Origin of the sequence: Corynebacterium pseudodiphtheriticum (genome assembly GCF_023509295.1) — a bacterium.
GTDB classification, from domain to species: domain Bacteria; phylum Actinomycetota; class Actinomycetes; order Mycobacteriales; family Mycobacteriaceae; genus Corynebacterium; species Corynebacterium pseudodiphtheriticum.
Window position 1 is genome coordinate 1,752,216 of record NZ_CP091864.1, and the last position, 19,506, is coordinate 1,771,721.

A 19,506-nucleotide genomic window follows, 5' to 3' on the forward strand; every position below is an offset into this window, starting at 1 on the left:
ATCAACTGAGCATCATCTGCAATGTCACAGAGATTCAGCACCGGCAGCCTTCGCTGGTTGTCTGTCTTAGCTAGCACTGCCCTGTTAGTAGCGGGGTGCTCCGCTGGCAGCACCGCCAATTATGCGCGGCCCGGAAACGCGGATGCGATCGTGTTGGCCTCCACCTCTGCAGCACGCTCTCTTGATTTCACCAACGCCGGTGGTTCTGCGGCACCGAGCGCATTGCTTCCCGACGTATACGAAACCCTGGTGCGCATCGATAGCGAAGGCGAGATCGCCCCGTTTTTGGCCACCGATTGGCAGGTTTCAGATGATCGCACCGAATACGTTTTTCAGCTGCGCCACGACGTGAAGTTTTCTGACGGCACGCCTTTTACTGCCGAAACAGCAGCTTTTAGCATTCATTATGTGCAAAATGAGTGGACGAATGGTTTGAAGTCCGGCATGGATGTCGTCGCTGCGGCCGAAGCCTTGGACGAGCACACATTGCGCGTGCAGCTAGAGCACCCGGATTCGCAATGGCTGTGGTCAATGGGCACCACTATCGGGGCTATGATGTCGCCTACTGGGGTGGAATCATTAGCCAGCGATCCCGTCGGCACGGGCCCTTTGCTCGTGGAGAGTTTTGCCACGGGGGAATCAATTCGATTCCGCCCACGGGATGATTATTGGGGCACTCCTGCCAGCTCGTCGGTGGAGATCCGCTATTTTTCCGATGCCATCTCGTCAGTAAACGCTTTACAGTCCGGGCAAGTCGATCTGGTGTGGGCAATGCAGGCTCCCGAGCTATTGGACTCACTCGATAATGAGATCAACGTCGATATCGGCACTACCAATGGCGAGATTATTTTCTCAATGAATAACAACGCCGCGCCTTTCGACGATCCTCTCGTGCGTCAGGCTGCAGCTTTCGCGATCGACCGGCAAGCCGCCAGCGAGGTGGTCTTTTCTGGTTATGCCACCGATACTGCGGGCGCGCCGGTCTCTCCCACGGACCCGTGGTTCACCGATGTGCTTGCCAGAAGCTCTGCTCCTGGCGGTTTTTATCCTTTCGACCCAGACCGTGCGCGAGAATTACTTGCCGCAAGTTCCTATGACGGAGAGCTGGTGACGTTGACTGTACCGTCGCTACCGTATGCGAAATTACTGGCGGAATTGGTGTATTCCCAGTTGCGCGAGGTGGGTTTTCACGTGGCGGTGGAAACCGTCGAATTTCCTGCGGTGTGGCTGAACCAGGTGCATGGCGCGGCGGATTATCAGGCCTCCATCATCGCGCATATGGAAGCCCGGGACACTGAGCACATGTTCGGCAACCCAGATTATTATTTGGGCTATGACAATGCTCGCGTCCGCGAGCTTTTCGACGCCGCAGGACGTAGCTCCGCCCCTGCGGAAGAAATAACCGAGGCTATCGTGCAGATCATGGCAGATGCCGGTGCACTGAGCATCGCAAATTTGCCCAATATTGTGCTTTCTTCTCCAGCAATTTCTGGAGTGCAGCCGACAATGGTCACCGATGCAATTGAGCTAGCTCGTCTTCGGGAGGCATCATGATTCGTGCACTGGCCCGGGGTTTCGCACGGTTCGCGGTACTGTTGGCGTTAGCATCGGTGCTAATTTTCCTGTTGCTTCGCGCAGCCCCCGGCAACCCGGCGCGGGTGGCCCTTGGGGTTTCTGCTAGTGACGAGGACGTCGCGAAGCTTTCTGCGGCACTCGGGCTGGATCGCCCATTGCTGGTGCAGTACCTCGATTGGATCACCGGTTTGCTCGGCGGTGATTTCGGTACTTCGCTGGTGTCGCAAGAAAACATCACTCCCCTGGTGTGGGACCGTGCGCAGGTCTCGCTGATATTGGTGGGGTTGGCCATGACGTTGTCCTTGGCAATCGCAGTGCCAGTGGGCACCTGGCTGGCATATCGGCATGGTAAGCCGGATGCCGCGGTGTTGTCCGGACTGGTGCAATTGGGCATTGCAGTGCCGTCGTTTCTTTTAGCGGTTGTGCTCGTCGCTATTTTTGCTGTGCATTTGGGCTGGTTACCGGCTGGTGGCTGGTTACCGCCGGAATATGGTTTTGCTGGTTTCCTGGCACGCCTGGTGTTGCCGGTGGTGGCTTTAGCGTTGGTGCAGGCAGCGATTTTGACGCGCTATGTGCGCTCTGCCGTGTTGGAAGTAATCGAACAGGACTACGTGCGTACCGCCCGGGCCAGTGGGTATACCCAATTGCAGGCTCTAGGCAGGCATGGCCTGCGCAACGCTACCCTGCCGGTATTGACGGTAGCCGGGGTGCAACTTGCGACGTTAGTGGCCAGCGCTGTGGTCATAGAACGGGTATTTGTCCTTCCCGGTTTGAGTTCCATGTTGTTGGATGCGGTCAATTCCCGGGATTTGCCAACTGTGCAATCGCTGGTGATGGTGTTGGTGTTTTTCACTTTAACGGTCACCCTGTGTGTGGACCTGGCTTACCGGTTTATTGATCCGCGGTTGCGGCGTGGCAAGGTGGTGCGTGCATCATGAATCTAGCCGTACAGAAGAATTTCTCCCTTTATTTGGGAGCCAGCATTGTAGGTGTCGTCGTGGTGATGGCGGTGGTTTCGTTGTTCTGGACTCCGCACGACCCGGTGCAGGCTGTGCCGGCTGATCGCTTGCACGGACCATCGGCACAGTACTGGTTGGGCACGGACCGTTTCGGCCGCGATATTGCGTCCCGTCTTTTCGTGGGCGCGCAGGTAAGCCTATTCGTTGGGGTCATTGCCGTGAGCATTTCTGGATTACTGGGTATTCCATTCGGGGTGTGGGCAGCCATGCGCGGTGGCTGGACAGATGTGGTGATTATGCGGGGTGCGGATTTGCTGCTTGCCTTCCCGGCGCTATTGTTAGCGATTGTTGCTGCAGCGGTGTTCGGGCCATCGGTGCTCACCGCGATGTTGGCCATTGGGGTCTCGGGGGTGCCAGGCTTTGCTCGCGTCGCGCGTGCTGGCGCGCTGCAAGTTCTCACGCAAGATTATATTTCGGCGGCACGCATTTCCGGGGTTCCAGAGCTGGTGATCGCGTGGCGCCATATTTGGCCGAATATTCGCGCGATGGCCATTGTGCAGGCGTCGGTGGCGTTTGCCCTGGCGATTTTGGCCGAGGCCGCACTGAGTTTCTTAGGCCTGGGCGTCAGCCCACCGCATCCATCATGGGGGTTAATGCTGCAGGCAGCGCAGACCCAACTGGGTACTTCCCCAATGCTGGCGGTCTGGCCAGGGTTGGCAATTGCAACGACTGTGTTGGGCTTTAACCTGCTTGGCGACGGCCTGCGCGACGTCCTGGATCCACGCCGTGCAGCACATTGGAGGACACGATGATGGGTGCACAAGAAAGCACGATGAGCCAGGCGCAGGCACCAAGTCTGTTAGCCGTGCATGCACTACGGGTTCACGCTCGGGATAAGGTTCTGGTCGACGACCTCAGCTTTTCTCTTAGACCGGGTCAGCGTCTTGGGATCATTGGGGAGTCTGGGTCGGGAAAATCACTGACGGCTTTGGCCCTGCTGGGGCTGTGCCCGCGTGGCGTACAAGCTACCGGCTCGATCTGCGTCGATGGTGAAGAAATGCTGGCTGTGCGCAGGCGTGCCCGCAGGCAAGAGAAGCGCTGGGTTCAGCTACGTGGAACACGCATCGGCATGGTTTTTCAGGAACCAATGAGCGCATTGGATCCTTTGCTGAAAATCGGTCGGATACTAGGCCGCAATGCCCGCCAGCTGTTGGCCGAGGTGGGTCTGGAACCGGATTTTATTTCCCGTTTCCCTTTCGAATTGTCCGGTGGTCAGCGTCAGCGGGTGTTGTTGGCACTGGCAATATCCCAAGATCCAGACATCCTGATCTGTGATGAGCCGACCACGGCGCTGGATGTCCTTGCCCAGGATGAGGTACTCGGTGTCATCGAACGCTTGGTTCGCGAGCGTGACATGGCGTTGTTATTCATCAGCCATGACTTGAATGTTATTCAGCGCATGTGCAACAACGTATTGGTGCTGCACAACGGACACGTTGTGGAGCTTGGTGCAAGCACACAGGTATTCCAGAGTCCGCGTGAGCCTTATACGAAACAGCTGTTGGCGGCGTCTCGTTATCGGCTACCCGCCCGCACGGCAGGCACAAAATCAAGTTCCCGGGGTTCCTGCAGTGCCCCGGCCAAGGCCGACCCGATCATCGAACTGGAGGGAGTCGCGCACGCCTATGGCACAACTCCGGTGCTGCGCAATATCAGCCTACAGGTGCGCCGAGGTAAGCGCCTAGGAATCGTGGGTGCGTCCGGTTCTGGGAAATCCACGCTGCTGAAACTCATAGCAGGATTAGAGGCCCCGACCGCCGGGAATATCGAGGTCAAAGCCGGTGTGCAGATGGTGTTCCAGGATCCGTTTTCTTCCCTGAACCCGCGGCTACCCATTGGCCGCATCATTGCCGAGGGTGGTGGCAGCGATGAACACAGCGTCAAAATTCTGGCCGAAGTCGGTCTGCCAACCGATGCCACCGGACGGCTGCCACACGAGTTTTCCGGTGGCCAGCGTCAGCGCATTTCCATTGCTCGTTCCGTTGCTGGTCACCCGGATATTCTGCTTGCCGACGAAGCCGTCTCCGCACTCGATGTTTCTGTGCGCTCCCAAGTGCTCGACCTGCTCGATTCGCTGGTCGACGATTACGGACTAACGTTGGTATTCGTCAGCCATGACCTGCACGTAGTGCGCCAGATCTGCGATGAGGTGATTGTCATGCGCGACGGGCAGATTGTGGAGGCTGGCGCCGTCGACAAGATCTGGAAGGATCCGGCTCACGACTACACCGCCCGTCTGCTAGCGGCTGCACGATAACTTTTAAAAATCGCGCACCTTATCGCGCAAAACATCGAAGATTTCTGCGCCAGCATAGCCGATGCCGTCATGCTGATACAGGTTGGTCACGTGCAGGCGGCAGTCCGCGTAGGCACGCGCGGTGTCATACGACAGCTCGAATGGCACATACATGTCATCGAAATATGCAGCTGCGGCCGCGACTGGGGCAGTTGCCAAAATTTCCCGGTCATAAGGCGAGGTCTGGAAATCATGCTGCGCCAGGTCGTGCGCACCTTGCCGGAAGGCATGCAACGCAGGGTCCTCATCGAATTGCCACGGGAAGACGTGTTCGCCAGTGAGGTAGAACGGTTCCTGCGAACGAGGGTCGGCATTTTCTTCGAAACCTGGGATTTCTTCGCGGATGCGGTGCGCGGACCAGTTGGTAGCGCCCGGAGTAACCACACCCCCGTAAATGGATTCGTGGATCGCGGCGTACAACGGACCATCAGCGAAAGAGACCATGCCGCCGACGCTGGTCAAAAAATCCGTCTTCAGCCGCTTTTCGCCGCCGACGGTGCGGAATGGATCTTCAAATAGGTACGCCAGGGTGTGGAATCCCGGACCCTGCCCCAGGGTAATACCGATGGTGCGCAGGCGGCGTGCACTCAGCCGCTCGCCCGTCGGCAAGAGTTCTTGGGACTGATCCAGGTGGTGGCATACTTCCCGAATTCGCTGGTCAATCCACGGGTACTCGCGATACATGGCGTGGTGGCGAGCCCGCACTTTGTCGAAGGTGGAACGGTAGACATCATCGATGCCCACGCTAGTGGCGGGTAGGCCGCCGGTGAGGTACGCGTGCTCGATTGCCTCCGGGTAGCGCGAGAGGTAAGAGGTGATGCAGAAACCGCCGAAGGATTGCCCGAACAGGGACCATTTTTCGATGCCCAGAGCTTTCCGTAGGGCTTCGGCATCGTCGACGATATAGTTTTGCTGGAGTTTTGATAGGCGTTCGACGCTTAAGTCTTCGGCTGGGCTGGCGTTATCGATGCGGTGGGAGCGGCCGGTGCCGCGCTGGTCTAGCAGGATGAAACGGAATTCTTCTAGGGCTTTGCCTACTACCCCACCAATCTCTGAACCAGCGACTTTACCTGCGCCACCAAAGGGGCGTGGTGCGGGAAACCCTGGGCCACCCTGCAGGTAGACGATGGCGGGTTTATTTTCGTTGCCGTCGGCGTAAATTTCGCGGGCGTAGAGCTCGAAGCTACCTGCGGAGGCGTTCTGTGGGTCCCAAGGGACGGTGAGCGTGTGTTCTTTGAGGTTGTGACCAAAATGGCGACTGGAAGTGGTTTTCAGAGACATAACTTATGTCTAGTGATGCATGTGCGACGCGTCAAGGTTTTAGTTCGTTCCGGACTTTTCTTCGGGTCTGCAGTATGCACCACTTCACCCTCTGCGGCACTGCCCCGGGCATACTTGGGGGCGGAAGGCCAGAGAAATTTTTGGGCCCCGTGGAATTTCGGGGGGGTGAATTCCACGGGGCGGCGCCTCCAACAGGAGGGCCAGGGCCACTCGGGGGGGGGTGGCGGCCAAGGCCGCGGCCTGTGAAGACATTTCCTACTATAACGAAAAGATGCTATCGCAGCAAACCTGTCTTCTTGCCTACAGAAAGACCCCTCCACAACACTTTTGACCAGGATTTTTGCGATAACCACCGTGGCCCCCAAATGGGGAAACCACGTTGTTGTGCGATTGTTTTCGGCTCCGTGTATTTGTATAACCCCTCTGCACCATGCCGACGCGACACCCCCGATTCTTTATACCCACCGATGGGGCTATCAATAGAGGCCCACCCTGCCACATAACCGTCATTGATATTGACCGATCCAGCATGAATACGTGGGGCGAGCTTCCAAGCAGTTTTTGGTGCAGCAAATATCGAAGAATTCAGCCCGTAACAGGTGCCATTCGCCGCTGCGACGGCGTCGTCAACATTCGCCACCGGCTGGATGTACACGACTGGGCCAAAGACTTCTTCGCGCAGCAGCCTGGCGCTGTCTGGGACATCGAGCAGAATCGTCGGCTCGTAGAAATACTTTCCCAAATCCGGCCGGGGTTTCCCACCAGTGAGCACGCGGGCCCCGGCGTGCTTGGCGTCGGCGACGAATTCTTCCACGGTTTCCAGCTGCCCTGCACTAACCAACGACCCCACCTGGTTTTTCCAGTCCAACGCACCGCCGAGCTTTTGTGCACGGAAGGAATCTGCGAGCCGTTCACAGAATTCCTGGTAAATATCCTGGTCGACATAAATACGTTCAATAGACACACATAGCTGGCCGGTATTCGACAGACATGCGTGCGTTATCGCCCGCACCGCGGTATCCAGGTGGGCATCGCTGGCGACGATCATCGGGTTTTTGCCACCCAATTCCGCAGAAAACCCCACTAAGCGTTTACTTACTTGCTCCGCCAAGACCTTCCCAGTGGCAGTCGATCCAGTAAACATCAAAAAGTCACAGTTCTCGGCAATCGCGGTACCCACTACCCCGCCGGAGCCAATTACCACAGTAAACACGCCGTCGGGAAGCCCTGCTACAGACAACAAGTGTGCGATCAGCAAGGAAGTGAACGGAGTTTGTGAATCCGGCTTGGCAACAACCGTATTGCCTGCCAGCAACGCCGGAATTGCATCAGAAACACCCAAGCTAAATGGATAATTCCATGGGCTGATCTGCCCGACCACGCCTTTCGGATCATGGTGCAGGTAGGTTTTGGTCAAGACCGGCATTCCACCACGTTTTTTCTGTGGGCGCAGCAGTTTCGGTGCTTGCCCGGCATAATATCGAGCATTATTAGCCACATCGGTGACTTCGTCGAACGCTCCTGCCCTGGCTTTGCCCGTCTCCAGCTGCACCAGGTCCATGATCAGCTCACGGTTGCTGAACACGAGATCATGAAACTTCGATATGATTTTCGCACGCTTCTTCACTCCCAATTGGTGCCATTCTGGCTGCACAGCACGCGCGGCACGAAAAGCAGCACAGGTGGCGTCGGCACCAACTTTCGGCACCCAACCAAGTGGCTGCTGCAAAAAAGGGGATTCGATTTCCACGCACCCAGGTGGAGTTATGCTCGCAGAATCATGGCCGGTAAATGCAAAAGAACGCAGGTGCTCCGCGAATTTCTCCGGCAATGGTTCTAAAGAGAAGCGTTTCGGGACGGCACGTTGGAAGGTCATGCCCCGCAATTATAGCTGGCAGCAGCTACTACTCCGGATTTTTATGAAGCACTTTTCTTTAATTACTTGTAGGTGTTACCGGAGCAACCACATCGGCATCATTGCTACCCGAGCTTTTCGGGATTTCGCTAGAAAACCGACGGACGATCGCAGAATACAAAGCTCCAGTAATGTTGTGCAGCACGGCAGCGACCGCACCAGGCAAGGCTGCTTCAGGGGTGAAGAATTTTGCTGCCATACCCGAAGACAGTCCGGCTGATTGGGTTCCGATTTCCACCGCCATCGTTCGGTTATAGGATGGCGGCATCTTCAATAAAGCTCCAGCTGCATAGCCTAAGAGGTAGCCAAAAACATTGTGCAACAAAACGGCAATAATGACGATCACGCCTACCTGCGCAAGCCGCTCTCCGTTATTAGCGACTGTAGGAAACACCACTCCCCCGATGCCGAGAATGGATACCCACGGAAGAATAGGGGTAATTTTCGCAATCATAGTGTCAAAGATGCAGCGCAGAATCAGGCCACCAATCACTGGAACCAGCACCGTCTGCGCCAAGGTTAGCGCCATACCGACACCGTCGATAGCGATGTCTTCCCCAGCCAAAGCGAGCATAAGCAGAGGAGTCACAATCGGTGAAAGCAACGTGGAAACAGATGTCATCGCCACCGACAGCGCCACGTCACCCCGCGAAAGGTAGGCGATCACATTTGACGAAGTACCACCCGGCACCGACCCCAGCATCAACAACCCCACGGCAAGGGCCGGGTGCAACCCCAATAGCTTGGCGACGCCAATTGCACATAGCGGCATAATCACGAACTGCCCCACCACACCGATGAACACGGGCCACGGCCTACGTGCAATTTCTTGAAAGTCTGGGATGGTCAATGTCAGCCCCATCGCAAACATGATCACCATCAGAAAATAGGTAATCGCCCCGCTCAAAGGCACAAAGGGTGTGGGGAAGAAATACGCAATGATGGTTCCGACCAGAATAAAAGCCGGAAAGGCAGTCACGGCAATGGCTGCGGAGCGGTCCTCGGAGGTTTTCATTCGAACAGTATGCCGGATCACACGCGCACTGTCAGTTCACAGCCAATTTTCCGGGTATTTTTATTCAACCAAGCGCCAATCCCCATTGGCGCGCACGCTTGGTCTCACCGCAACGCCAGGGCATTTATCGGCTACTACGCGCACCCGCGGGACGATCCGCATTATTCATCGGCCATGCGTTCGAGTTTCTCACGTAACCGTTGATCTTTACGTTCTACATCAGCAGCCATATTTTCCTGATACTCCACCATGGCGTCGACAAGCTCCGGCTGCCCTGCCGACAAAATCCGCACTGCTAACAAACCAGCATTTTTCGCCCCATCAATCGAGACCGTAGCCACTGGAACCCCGGCCGGCATCTGCACGATAGATAGCAAGGAATCCAGACCATCTAAGTTCTTCAGCGCTCGTGGAATACCAATCACCGGAAGCGGGGTTGCCGCCGCCACCATGCCCGGCAAATGCGCAGCGCCACCAGCGCAGGCCAAGATGCACTTGATGCCACGAGTATGCGCTTGCTTCGCATAAGCCAACATCTTTTCCGGGGTGCGATGGGCGGAAACGACACCGACCTCAAAAGGCACCCCAAACTCCGCAAAGACTTCTACGGCAGGCTTCACTGTGTCCCAATCAGAATCCGACCCCATAATCAGCCCGATCACAGGACCATTATTCTTTGAGGCTTCCTTCTGCGCAGCTTCTTGGCTCATCTCTGGCTCCTTCTTGTGCTCACAGTGGCGTCTTTTCCGCCGTATCTGTGTTCGTGCTGTCTAGGTAATGTTCAGACTAGCCGGTATAGCCGTCGTCCCACCGGGCATTAACCACGAAATTAGCAGCCAGCTGGGCTTGCCGACGAACTTCCGCAACGTCTGCTGCTTCGCCTGGGGTAGCATCTGCGGCATCGCCAGGGCTAGCAACAGCACCACTGATATTCACATGTCCCATCTTGCGGCCTGGACGATAATCCTTGCCATATAAATGCACTTTGGCCTGCGGAAAACGCTGCCAGACTGCACGCACACGTTCGCGCATCGGCATCTCAGGATCAGATTCCCCACCCAGCACATTAGCCATGACAGTCACCGCCGCCGTCGGTTCCGTAGCACCAAGCGGATAATCCATCACCGCACGCAGGTGTTGTTCAAACTGGGAAGTCACGCACCCATCCTGGCTCCAGTGGCCGGTATTGTGCGGGCGCATCGCTAACTCATTGACGCTCAACTGCTCTGCACCGGTTGCATCCCGGTAGTAGAACAACTCGACAGCTAACACGCCGGTGACATCCAGCTTTTCTGCGACTGTCACCGCCAGCTGCTCTGCTTGCCGACGCAGCGTTTCAGAGATTCCAGGGGCGGGTGCGACGGCCTCGGCACATACTCCCCCAGATTGCACTGATTCCACGACCGGCCAGGTCTGTACCTGCCCGGATGGCGTACGCGCGACCATGGCAGAGAGCTCGCCGACGAAGTCCACTTTGGTTTCTGCCAATAATTCCACGGCTTCGTCCAGCAATTCGTCGACAAGAGCTTCCAGGTGCTCTACCGATTCTGGAAACCACACGCCTTTGCCATCGTAGCCACCCCGGCAGGCCTTCAGGCAGACCTTGCCGTCGTGCTCATCCCAGAACGCACGGACGGTTTTGGTATCTGTGATCGGCGCAAAGTCTGGCACCGGCACGCCAAGCTTTTCCAGGTTACGCCGCATTACCAGTTTGTCCTGCGCATTTTCCAAAGCATCGGGGCCTGGTTGGATATTCACGCCCTCTGCCTGCAGCGTGCGCAGATGTTCAAGCGGAACATGCTCGTGGTCGAAGGTAATGACATCAACACCATGGGCAACCGAGCGCAAGTCATCCAGGTTGCGGTAATCCCCCACAAACACATCGCTGGTGACCTGCGCAGCCGAAGAATCAGGTTTGCCCGCCAGCACGCGTAAAGATTGGCCTAATTCACTAGCTGCCGGAGCCATCATGCGCGCCAATTGCCCATCACCGACGACGGCGACAACAGGAAGATCAGCAGCAGGCGTCGGCACGCCCCGGGCGGCACGGGCTGCCTCGCCCGGATTCGGTTGCACATTAGTGGAGTTATTGGAGGACTGATTCTGGGATGGCTTAGTCACAACTGCACATTGTAATCGTGCTCGCACTAAGCAGAAAAGGCAGCGGAGAAGACAGCCGAAAATCCGCGTACAAACTCGGTCTAAAAACTCGGCCTAAAAATATGGACTCGGGTGTAAGGCGTTTTTGATTTCACCAACGACCTTTTTTGATTTCGGCACCCCACCGAAATACAGCGGATACGAAAACCCGCGCACTGCCAAAGAAATCCCTTTGCGACGCCGCGCCACATCCAATACCTGATGCAAAGGAATGGAATCTACCTTCGCAGTCAGCTTCGCGGGGCGCGCAACAATCCGCTGGTTGGTGACGATGAAGCGTTGTTTGCGGTTACGCAGTAGCGGCAGCACAAAACGCCATACCACCAGTAGCATCCACACCGCCACCACGCTGTTGTGTAGCAGCGCCGGATCGAACAGCCCGGTATTCAACTGTGGGAGGTTATGGGGATTATCCAACCAGCCAATCCCCATCCACGCCAGGCCGGTAAGCAGCACGACTTCCAAAAACGGGAAAACCAGGTTGCTGTTTGGCGCGGTCATATCTACCAGCACTTGTTCGTCTGGCTTGATGGACAGGCCACGGCTACCGCCTTTCCGCATGCCCGCCATTAGCTATAGTTCCCATCTTTGCGGCGCAAATGGGAGACATCGCCGGCAGAAAATGCATTGCCGTCGATGCTGATACGGCCATCATCGGTGACGGTATCGACAGTGCCTTCGATGGCTTCCGAATGGGTTTCCAGGCGCACCCGCGCTCCGATTGAGGCGCAGGCCGCGCGGTAGTCATCCATCAACTGCGGGTCGTTATCCTGCCATTGCTGCATGCGCTCGTGGAAGTTACGCAACACATCTGCCGCGATCTGCGTGTGATCTGTCGTTTTTCCGGCAATCTGCAAACTAGTTGCATGCGGAACAGGCAATTGCTCCTCGCTTAGGGCCACGTTGATGCCCCAGCCGACTACCACGCGCGCAGCAGGTGGAAGCTCACCGCTGGCCTTAGCGGATGTGAAAGCAGAGTCAGAGCCGGATTTGAACTGCCCAGATTTGAACTCGTCGTTTGCGTGCAGCGCCCCGGCTTCCGCCAGAATGCCGCACAGTTTCTTTTCACCTAGCAGCACATCATTGGGCCATTTCAGGCGGGTACCACCGATCGCATCCGCAACTGCCAGCCCGGCAGCCAGTGGGATAGTGCCAATGCGGTCCAGCGAAGTAGGCGTCAGCAGCACCGACATCGCCAGATTTGACCCGGCTGGGGCTTCCCACACACGCCCTAAACGACCTTTGCCAGCGGTTTGATTAGTGGTGATGCGCACGGTCCACGGCCCAGCGTCAGCGTCGGCAAGCAAATCGGTATTCGTCGATTCGGTGGATTCCGCATAGGAAACAGTGGCGAACTCGAGTGCGTCGGCAAGCTGGTGGGCATCAAAACTCATGGTCAATATTCTACTGGTGCTACATTGCTTGCATGGCAAAAGTCACGTTTGATTCGGTCACTATCCAGTACCCCGGCGCAGCATCCCCATCGGTCGCCGGGTTGGATCTAGAGATTGCCGACGGCGAATTCTTGGTGTTAGTAGGTCCATCAGGCTGCGGCAAATCCACCACCTTGCGCGCACTGGCCGGGCTGGAAGACATCAGCTCCGGACGCATTCTCATTGGAGAAGAAGACGTCACTGGCACCGAACCTGGGCAGCGCGATATAGCAATGGTGTTTCAGAACTACGCCTTGTACCCACACCTAACCGTCGAACAAAACATGGGCTTTGCGTTAAAACTGGCGAAAGTGCCGAAACGTGAAATCGCCGAAAAGGTTGCCGCCGCCGCGGAGATCTTAGGGCTGACGGAATACCTCAAGCGTAAGCCGAAGGAACTCTCCGGTGGCCAGCGCCAGCGCGTAGCCATGGGCCGGGCGATCGTGCGGGAACCGAAAGCTTTTTTGATGGACGAACCGCTATCTAACCTGGATGCAAAGCTGCGGGTGCAGACACGTTCTGAGTTGGCTGCTTTGCAACGACGCCTAGGTACTACAACGGTATATGTCACCCACGATCAGGTAGAAGCCATGACCATGGGTGATCGCGTGGCGGTGTTGAAAGACGGTTTGCTGCAACAGGTTGCCCCACCCCGTGAGCTCTATGAGCACCCGGCCAACGAATTTGTCGCCGGGTTTATAGGTTCACCAGCGATGAATATTTTCTCAGCAGACACCGGCAGCAGCGCTGCCGACAGCCCCGGCGCGACCGGCAGCGTCGGAGAGCGCGGAGGCATTCGTTTCGGCGTGCGTCCGGAAGATATGCACATTCACGCAAGCAAAGAAGTTGCAGGCGCGAGCACGATTCCCGGTGCACATGACACCATCGCCGGCACCATCGAGATTGTCGAAGAGCTCGGCGCTGAATCCTATATTTATGTCTCCCCAACTGACGGGCCTGCGGCTTCCCTGGGCGGTGCCCCCGAGCGTTTTGTCGCACGATGGACCGCCGATACGCGCCCGAGACGCGGCGAAAAGGTCACGTTGTCTTTTGACCCGGCGAAAGCTCACCGCTTCGATGTAAAAACCGGGCAGGCGCTCCAACAGCCCCACTAGTTTCCTACCGCAACACACCCCACACGGGGGTGATTTGCCAGAAATCTTCTCGTACCCGTGTGGGTTCGCCTTAAGGTTAGACCACACCTGTGTGTACACAGCCACTTGCGAGCCACCCGTACGGCACGTCACACAAGAACCATAAGAAAGGTGCTTCTTCCATGACTTCCCAGCCACTCAAGACCACCACGCTGCCATCGCTCCGCGCGCTCGCTACCGGCCGCACGGGAAAGGTCGCTGCCACGGTTTTCGCATCGTCGCTGATGCTTACTGCTTGTTCCGTGGAAAATACCGCAGAATCTGACTCCACGACAGACTCCACAGACAGCAAGGCAGAGAAATCGGCTTCGGGTGAAGAAGGTCGCGGGCCGATCACCTTCGCGATGGGCCGCAACGATACCGACAAGCTCACCCCCATCATCGAGAAGTGGAACGAAGAGCATCCCGATGAGCAGGTCACGCTAGAAGAACTCGCCGGTGAAGCCGACGACCAGCGCGAGACCCTGGTGCAGTCGCTGCAGGCTGGCAACTCGGATTACGACGTTATGGCACTGGACGTGGTCTGGACGGCAGATTTTGCTGCCAACCAATGGCTGGAACCACTCGAGGGCGACTTTGAGGTTGATACCTCGAACCTGCTGGATGCCACCGTGGAATCCGCCACGTACCGCGATACGTTGTACGCATTGCCGCAAAACACCAACGGCCAACTGCTGTTCCGTAACACCAAGCTGGTGGATTCCGAGCCAGAAAACTTTGCTGATCTGACGCAATCCTGCGCCGATCTCGACGATTCTGTCGAGTGCCTGACCCTGCAACTGAAGCAGTACGAAGGTTTGACGGTCAACACCATTGGCTTTATCGAAGGCTGGGGTGGCTCTGTCCTCGATGGTGAAGACGTCACCGTGGATAGCGAAGAAGCGAAAGAAGGCTTGCAGGCTCTGGTTGATGCCTTCGAAGACGGCACCATATCCTCGTCGTCACTGTCTGCTACCGAAGAAGAAACCAACCTGGCATTCACCGGCGGCGAAACCGCCTACGCCATCAACTGGCCATATATGTACACCAACGCCGAAGAAGCCAGCGCCACCGCTGACAACTTCGAGGTATCCCCGCTCGTCGGCAAGGATGGAGTCGGTGTGTCCACGCTGGGTGGCTACAACAACGGCATCAACGTCAATTCGGAGCATAAGAAGACTGCTTTGGACTTCATGAAGTTCATCATCAGCGAGGAAAACCAGACCTCATTCGCAGAAAACTCCTTCCCACCAGTGTTGGCATCGATCTACGAAGATGAGTCGCTGGTAGAGAAGTTCCCATACCTGCCCGCCCTGAAGGAATCACTGGAGAACGCGGCACCACGTCCGGTTTCGCCGTTCTACGAGGCCATTTCTAAGGCTATCCAGGACAACGCTTATGCTGCGTTGCAGGGCGACAAGCCGGTGGACCAGGCTGTTGCTGACATGAAGAAGGCTATCGAGGCCGCTTCCAACTAAAATGCCTGCACGCACTACCTGGAGTTCGCAACTTCGGCAGGCTGGCTGGCTTATTGCCCCAGCTTTGATCGTGCTCGCCATCGTGATTGGTTATCCGGTGGTGCGCGCGATCTTCTTGTCGTTTCAAGGTAACCGCCGACTCGACCCGGAAACCGGGCTTTTTACCGAAGGCGGTTTCACCGGTCTAGAGAATTACCTGTACTGGGTCAATAGCCGATGCATGGGTTCAGACGGCACGGCGATTACCTGCCCACCGGGTTCTTTGGCCACGGATTTTTGGCCAGCGGTGGGGATTACTCTCTTTTTCACCGTCGTTACGGTCAGCCTGGAAATCATTCTGGGCATGGCGATGGCGCTGATCATGAATGGGAAATACCGTGGCCGCGGGCTAGTGCGCGCTGCTGTGTTGATCCCATGGGCAATTCCGACGGCTGTAACCGCGAAGTTGTGGCAGTTTATGTTCGCAGACCACGGCATAGTCAATTCGTTGCTGGACGCCAATATTCACTGGACGACGGACCCGTGGGCTGCACGATTCGCAGTAATCATCGCCGATGTGTGGAAAACTTCGCCGTTTATGGCTTTGTTGATCCTCGCTGGTCTCCAGATGATTCCCGATGAGGTCTACGACGCCGCCAAGGTCGACGGCGCAAGCCGCATGCAACGCTTTGTTCGCATCACATTGCCGCTGGTAAAACCGGCACTAATGGTCGCGATTTTGTTCCGCACCCTGGACGCGCTGCGTATGTACGATCTGCCGGTGATCATGATTTCTGGTTCCTCGAATTCTCCAACGGCGGTGATTTCCCAGCTGGTTGTGGAAGATATGCGCCAGGGCAATTTCAATTCCGCCTCTGCCCTTTCTACGCTGATCTTCCTGCTCATCTTCGCGGTGGCGTTTTTCATGATCCGCTTTTTCGGCGCTAATGTCTCCGGCAGCCCACGTGGTCGAACCAGCCCTGACCGTGGTCGGCGCGCACGCGCGAAGGCTGCCCGTCGGCAGGCAAAACAGGGACAAACAAAACAGGAACGCACCGCAACACCGCAGGAGGTGTCTTAAATGAGCACGGCACGATCTCAGGCAGTTCCACGCGCACGTGCCCGCCGCGGTTCTTCGCAACTATGGCACTACCTCGGCTTGGCGTTCATCATCTTCTGGGGCTTGGCACCGTTTTATTGGATGGTGGTTACCGCACTACGCGACTCCAAACACACCTTCGACACCACACCGTGGCCCACGCACGTCACTCTGGATAACTTTGCCGATGCCTTGGCCACCGACAAGGGCAACGACTTCCTAGGCGCGATCTTCAATTCGCTGTTGATTTCCTTGGCGACGACTGGCCTGGCCGTCGCTGTCGGTGTGTTTACTGCTTATGCGATTGCGCGTCTAGAGTTTCCGGGCAAAGGTTTTATCACCGGCCTGATTCTGGCAGCTTCCATGTTTCCCGCGATCGCCCTGGTTACCCCGTTGTTCCAACTGTTCGGCGATCTGGAGTGGATCGGGACGTACCGGGCGATGATTATCCCGAATATTTCTTTCGCTCTCCCTTTAACCGTCTACACGCTGGTGTCGTTTTTCCGACAACTGCCGTGGGAGTTGGAAGAAGCCGCGCGTGTCGACGGCGCATCGCGCGGGCAAGCTTTCCGCCTGGTGCTGCTGCCACTGGCTGCCCCGGCACTGTTTACCACGGCAATTATCGCTTTTATCACCACCTGGAATGAATTTATGCTGGCACGGCAGCTCTCCAACCGCGATACCGAACCGGTGACCGTGGCTATCGCGCGTTTCTCCGGACCTTCTGCGTTCGAATACCCGTACGCCGCCACCATGGCTGCTGGTGCACTGGTGACAATCCCGCTGATCATCATGGTGTTAGTCTTCCAGCACCGCATCGTCTCTGGACTAACTGCCGGCGGAGTGAAAGCCTAAACCTGATGCGGGAAGACCTCGCGTGGCAAGCCATTGCCGGTTTTGTCGGTTTTTTCACCGTGCTGTCCGGCATCCAGGCGGTCTGGAACATATTCCAGGACGAACCGGGGGTTGTGCCGGCACTTTTGTTTGCGGGCATGCTTGTACTGAGTTTCTTGGTCTGGCGTGCTCGACCATAACCCGCCAGCCACATATCTCCAGCCACATATCTCCAGTCACGATTCTGGCGTGGCTCGCCATCCCCACTACGAAACCACGAGCGCTACAGTTTTGTTTTGTGACTAAACTCACCTACAGAAAAACGTGCTTTCTCTTACAAAACCAGCCTATAGTCTAAACATGACTATTTCCTCACCTTTAGAGAACTTGGCTGCGGAAACCACCGCGGAAAAGATCGCTGACCTCAAACGCCGTCGGGAAGAAGCCCACGCGCCGATGGGCCCAGCCGCGCATGAGAAGGTGCGCTCGCAAGAGCGGCTGACCGCACGCGACCGGCTGGATTACCTACTCGACGAAGGATCTTTCGTCGAAACCGACCAACTCGCCCGCCACCGGACACAGGACTTCGGCATGGGGGCACGCCGCCCAGTCACCGATGGCATCGTCACCGGCTGGGGCACCATCGACGGCCGTGAAGTCTGCATCTTCTCGCAAGACGGCACAGTCTTTGGCGGCGCACTCGGTGAGGTCTACGGCGAAAAGATGGTGAAAATTCAAGAACTAGCTATCACCACTGGCCGCCCACTCATCGGTCTCTACGAAGGCGCTGGCGCCCGCATCCAAGATGGTGTGGTCTCACTGGACTGGATCGCGCAGACTTTTTACCAAAACATTCAAGCCTCCGGCGTCGTGCCACAGATTTCGGTCATCATGGGTGCCTGTGCCGGCGGCAACGCCTATTCCCCGGCCCTGACAGATTTTGTGGTCATGGTGGATAAAAAATCCAAGATGTTTGTCACTGGACCGGACGTCATCAAAACCGTTACCGGCGAGGAAATCACGCAAGAAGAACTCGGTGGCGCCTCCGCCCACATGGGCCTGGCCGGCAATTCACATTTCACTGCCGAAACTGATGAAGAAGCCCTCGACTGGGTACATGACCTGGTTAGCTACCTGCCGACCTCCAACCGGGTGAGCCCGCCGCGCGAACACCATATTCCGGAAACTGGCGCTATCGAAGAGCACCTTTCTGCTGCCGACCAAGCGCTGGATTCCATCATCCCGGATTCCCCTACCCAGCCTTATGAGGTCCGCGATGTTATCGAAGCGCTCACCGACGACGGCGAATACCTAGAAATCCAGGAAAAGCGCGCCGAAAACGTGGTGATTGCTTTTGGTCGCATCGAAGGCCAAACCGTCGGCTTCGTCGCCAACCAGCCCCAGGTCTATGCAGGTTGTTTGGATATTGATTCTTCCGAAAAGGCCGCGCGGTTCATCCGCACTTGCGATGCCTTTAATATCCCCATCGTGTTGCTTGTCGACGTCCCCGGCTTCTTGCCCGGTGCCTCACAGGAATACGGTGGCATTCTACGCCGAGGCGCGAAGCTGCTATATGCCTATGGTGAGGCCAGCGTCCCCAAGATCACCGTTACCATGCGCAAGGCCTACGGCGGCGCCTACTGCGTAATGGGCTCGAAAGGCCTGGGAGCCGACGTGAACTTGGCTTGGCCAACCGCGCAGATCGCAGTCATGGGCGCAGCCGGAGCCGTGGGCTTCATCCACCGCAAAGAATTGAAAAAAGCCGCCGACGAAGGCCTGGATACCGCTGCCCTGGCCGCATCGTTTGAGCGCGAGTACGAAGATTTCATGCTCAACCCTTACAAGGCTGCCGAACGCGGCTTGATTGATGCGGTAATCCTGCCGAGCGAAACGCGCGGCATGATCGCACGCAATCTGCGTTTATACGCGGATAAATCCGTCGCCCGTCCGGCACGCAAGCACGGCAACATACCACTGTAATTTTGCCGTCCACCGTAATTTTCAGTTAGCTTTTCGAAAGGATAATCCAAACCATGTTCTCTACAGCAACCCCCACAGGCTCCCCACTGTTTTCCATCACCAAAGGAAATCCTTCTGACGACCAACTAGCAGCACTGTCTGCAATCGTATCCTCGCTGGCAGCACGCTCAACCCGCACCACAGCAGCCCGCACCCCACAGACCCGACGCCTTGTGGCCGACATTGGACGCGAGTACCAGCCACTACAATTCCCGCATGTACGTTTCTACTAAATATTCCAGTATCATTTCCTGGTTTGGTTCCTGTTCT

At 56.8% G+C, this 19,506-nt stretch carries 18 protein-coding genes; 11 read left to right on the top strand and 7 right to left on the bottom strand.

Features of this window, described 5'->3' with window-relative positions; translation table 11 throughout:
- The first annotated feature begins 21 nt into the window (after window positions 1-21).
- Genes L9H78_RS07825 through L9H78_RS07840 form a run of 4 tightly spaced genes read left to right on the top strand, consistent with a single transcriptional unit; the run spans window position 22 to window position 4,851 of the window.
- On the top strand, window positions 22-1,554 hold the full coding sequence (locus L9H78_RS07825) for an ABC transporter substrate-binding protein (protein ID WP_249619757.1): 1,533 nt from the start codon (window positions 22-24) through the stop codon (window positions 1,552-1,554).
- Window positions 1,551-2,513 (top strand): ABC transporter permease, encoded by a 963-nt coding sequence (locus L9H78_RS07830; protein ID WP_249619758.1) that lies wholly within the window; start codon window positions 1,551-1,553, stop codon window positions 2,511-2,513. The genes L9H78_RS07825 and L9H78_RS07830 overlap by 4 nt, the downstream gene beginning before the upstream one ends.
- Window positions 2,510-3,346, top strand: coding sequence for an ABC transporter permease (locus L9H78_RS07835; RefSeq protein ID WP_249619759.1), 837 nt, complete (start codon window positions 2,510-2,512; stop codon window positions 3,344-3,346). The genes L9H78_RS07830 and L9H78_RS07835 overlap by 4 nt, the downstream gene beginning before the upstream one ends.
- Window positions 3,343-4,851 (top strand): ATP-binding cassette domain-containing protein, encoded by a 1,509-nt coding sequence (locus L9H78_RS07840; protein ID WP_249619760.1) that lies wholly within the window; start codon window positions 3,343-3,345, stop codon window positions 4,849-4,851. The genes L9H78_RS07835 and L9H78_RS07840 overlap by 4 nt, the downstream gene beginning before the upstream one ends.
- A 3-nt stretch (window positions 4,852-4,854) precedes the next feature.
- On the opposite strand, the gene L9H78_RS07845 is transcribed toward L9H78_RS07840, so the two are convergent.
- From L9H78_RS07845 to L9H78_RS07875, 7 genes are all read right to left on the bottom strand, one after another.
- Window positions 4,855-6,165: an alpha/beta fold hydrolase gene (locus L9H78_RS07845; RefSeq protein WP_249620768.1), complete on the bottom strand. Its 1,311-nt coding sequence runs from the start codon at window positions 6,163-6,165 to the stop codon at window positions 4,855-4,857.
- Between the two features lie 280 nt (window positions 6,166-6,445).
- Window positions 6,446-8,047 (bottom strand): succinic semialdehyde dehydrogenase, encoded by a 1,602-nt coding sequence (locus tag L9H78_RS07850; RefSeq protein WP_249619761.1) that lies wholly within the window; start codon window positions 8,045-8,047, stop codon window positions 6,446-6,448.
- 58 nt (window positions 8,048-8,105) lie between these two features.
- A complete protein-coding gene (locus L9H78_RS07855) occupies window positions 8,106-9,101 on the bottom strand; it encodes a bile acid:sodium symporter family protein (RefSeq protein ID WP_249617568.1) in 996 nt (331 codons plus the stop codon).
- Between the two features lie 161 nt (window positions 9,102-9,262).
- Window positions 9,263-9,811: a 5-(carboxyamino)imidazole ribonucleotide mutase gene (purE, locus tag L9H78_RS07860; RefSeq protein ID WP_249617569.1), complete on the bottom strand. Its 549-nt coding sequence runs from the start codon at window positions 9,809-9,811 to the stop codon at window positions 9,263-9,265.
- Window positions 9,812-9,887: 76 nt separating this feature from the next.
- Window positions 9,888-11,135 (bottom strand): 5-(carboxyamino)imidazole ribonucleotide synthase, encoded by a 1,248-nt coding sequence (locus L9H78_RS07865; protein WP_283775236.1) that lies wholly within the window; start codon window positions 11,133-11,135, stop codon window positions 9,888-9,890.
- A 180-nt stretch (window positions 11,136-11,315) separates the two neighbouring features.
- On the bottom strand, window positions 11,316-11,831 hold the full coding sequence (locus L9H78_RS07870; RefSeq protein ID WP_249619762.1) for a hypothetical protein: 516 nt from the start codon (window positions 11,829-11,831) through the stop codon (window positions 11,316-11,318).
- The gene (locus L9H78_RS07875) at window positions 11,831-12,655 is read right to left on the bottom strand and encodes a biotin--[acetyl-CoA-carboxylase] ligase (RefSeq protein WP_249619763.1); all 825 of its coding nucleotides are present in this window, start codon (window positions 12,653-12,655) and stop codon (window positions 11,831-11,833) included. Before L9H78_RS07875 ends, L9H78_RS07870 begins: the two co-directional genes overlap by 1 nt.
- A gap of 32 nt (window positions 12,656-12,687) precedes the next feature.
- Here L9H78_RS07875 and L9H78_RS07880 point away from each other — a divergent pair, with 32 nt between their 5' ends.
- The 7 genes from L9H78_RS07880 (at window position 12,688) to L9H78_RS07910 (ending at window position 19,469) form a co-directional block, all read left to right on the top strand.
- Window positions 12,688-13,809 carry an ABC transporter ATP-binding protein gene (locus L9H78_RS07880; protein WP_249619764.1) on the top strand — a complete coding sequence of 374 codons (1,122 nt, stop codon included), beginning with the start codon at window positions 12,688-12,690 and terminating at the stop codon, window positions 13,807-13,809.
- A 161-nt stretch (window positions 13,810-13,970) separates the two neighbouring features.
- Window positions 13,971-15,305: an ABC transporter substrate-binding protein gene (locus L9H78_RS07885; protein WP_430622729.1), complete on the top strand. Its 1,335-nt coding sequence runs from the start codon at window positions 13,971-13,973 to the stop codon at window positions 15,303-15,305.
- 1 nt (window position 15,306) lies between these two features.
- Complete coding sequence (locus L9H78_RS07890) at window positions 15,307-16,365, top strand: carbohydrate ABC transporter permease (RefSeq protein WP_249619765.1); 1,059 nt, start codon at window positions 15,307-15,309, stop codon at window positions 16,363-16,365.
- Window positions 16,366-17,238: a carbohydrate ABC transporter permease gene (locus tag L9H78_RS07895; protein WP_249619766.1), complete on the top strand. Its 873-nt coding sequence runs from the start codon at window positions 16,366-16,368 to the stop codon at window positions 17,236-17,238.
- A gap of 5 nt (window positions 17,239-17,243) precedes the next feature.
- Entirely contained in the window at window positions 17,244-17,417 is a 174-nt protein-coding gene (locus L9H78_RS07900; protein ID WP_249617575.1) for a hypothetical protein, read from the top strand.
- A 160-nt stretch (window positions 17,418-17,577) separates the two neighbouring features.
- Window positions 17,578-19,197, top strand: coding sequence for an acyl-CoA carboxylase subunit beta (locus L9H78_RS07905; RefSeq protein WP_023019073.1), 1,620 nt, complete (start codon window positions 17,578-17,580; stop codon window positions 19,195-19,197).
- 53 nt (window positions 19,198-19,250) lie between these two features.
- The gene (locus L9H78_RS07910; RefSeq protein ID WP_249619767.1) at window positions 19,251-19,469 is read left to right on the top strand and encodes an acyl-CoA carboxylase subunit epsilon; all 219 of its coding nucleotides are present in this window, start codon (window positions 19,251-19,253) and stop codon (window positions 19,467-19,469) included.
- The last annotated feature ends 37 nt before the right edge of the window (window positions 19,470-19,506 follow it).

What these genes read in the sequence shown, in the direction of transcription:
- L9H78_RS07825 (WP_249619757.1), top strand. Translation starts at nt 22, where the DNA reads ATGTCACAGAGATTCAGCACCGGCAGCCTTCGCTGGTTGTCTGTCTTA.
- L9H78_RS07830 (WP_249619758.1), top strand. Translation starts at nt 1,551, where the DNA reads ATGATTCGTGCACTGGCCCGGGGTTTCGCACGGTTCGCGGTACTGTTG.
- L9H78_RS07835 (WP_249619759.1), top strand. Translation starts at nt 2,510, where the DNA reads ATGAATCTAGCCGTACAGAAGAATTTCTCCCTTTATTTGGGAGCCAGC.
- L9H78_RS07840 (WP_249619760.1), top strand. Translation starts at nt 3,343, where the DNA reads ATGATGGGTGCACAAGAAAGCACGATGAGCCAGGCGCAGGCACCAAGT.
- L9H78_RS07850 (WP_249619761.1), bottom strand. Translation starts at nt 8,047, where the DNA reads ATGACCTTCCAACGTGCCGTCCCGAAACGCTTCTCTTTAGAACCATTG.
- L9H78_RS07855 (WP_249617568.1), bottom strand. Translation starts at nt 9,101, where the DNA reads ATGAAAACCTCCGAGGACCGCTCCGCAGCCATTGCCGTGACTGCCTTT.
- purE (WP_249617569.1), bottom strand. Translation starts at nt 9,811, where the DNA reads ATGAGCCAAGAAGCTGCGCAGAAGGAAGCCTCAAAGAATAATGGTCCT.
- L9H78_RS07870 (WP_249619762.1), bottom strand. Translation starts at nt 11,831, where the DNA reads ATGGCGGGCATGCGGAAAGGCGGTAGCCGTGGCCTGTCCATCAAGCCA.
- L9H78_RS07875 (WP_249619763.1), bottom strand. Translation starts at nt 12,655, where the DNA reads ATGAGTTTTGATGCCCACCAGCTTGCCGACGCACTCGAGTTCGCCACT.
- L9H78_RS07880 (WP_249619764.1), top strand. Translation starts at nt 12,688, where the DNA reads ATGGCAAAAGTCACGTTTGATTCGGTCACTATCCAGTACCCCGGCGCA.
- L9H78_RS07885 (WP_430622729.1), top strand. Translation starts at nt 13,971, where the DNA reads ATGACTTCCCAGCCACTCAAGACCACCACGCTGCCATCGCTCCGCGCG.
- L9H78_RS07890 (WP_249619765.1), top strand. Translation starts at nt 15,307, where the DNA reads ATGCCTGCACGCACTACCTGGAGTTCGCAACTTCGGCAGGCTGGCTGG.
- L9H78_RS07895 (WP_249619766.1), top strand. Translation starts at nt 16,366, where the DNA reads ATGAGCACGGCACGATCTCAGGCAGTTCCACGCGCACGTGCCCGCCGC.
- L9H78_RS07900 (WP_249617575.1), top strand. Translation starts at nt 17,244, where the DNA reads ATGCGGGAAGACCTCGCGTGGCAAGCCATTGCCGGTTTTGTCGGTTTT.
- L9H78_RS07905 (WP_023019073.1), top strand. Translation starts at nt 17,578, where the DNA reads ATGACTATTTCCTCACCTTTAGAGAACTTGGCTGCGGAAACCACCGCG.
- L9H78_RS07910 (WP_249619767.1), top strand. Translation starts at nt 19,251, where the DNA reads ATGTTCTCTACAGCAACCCCCACAGGCTCCCCACTGTTTTCCATCACC.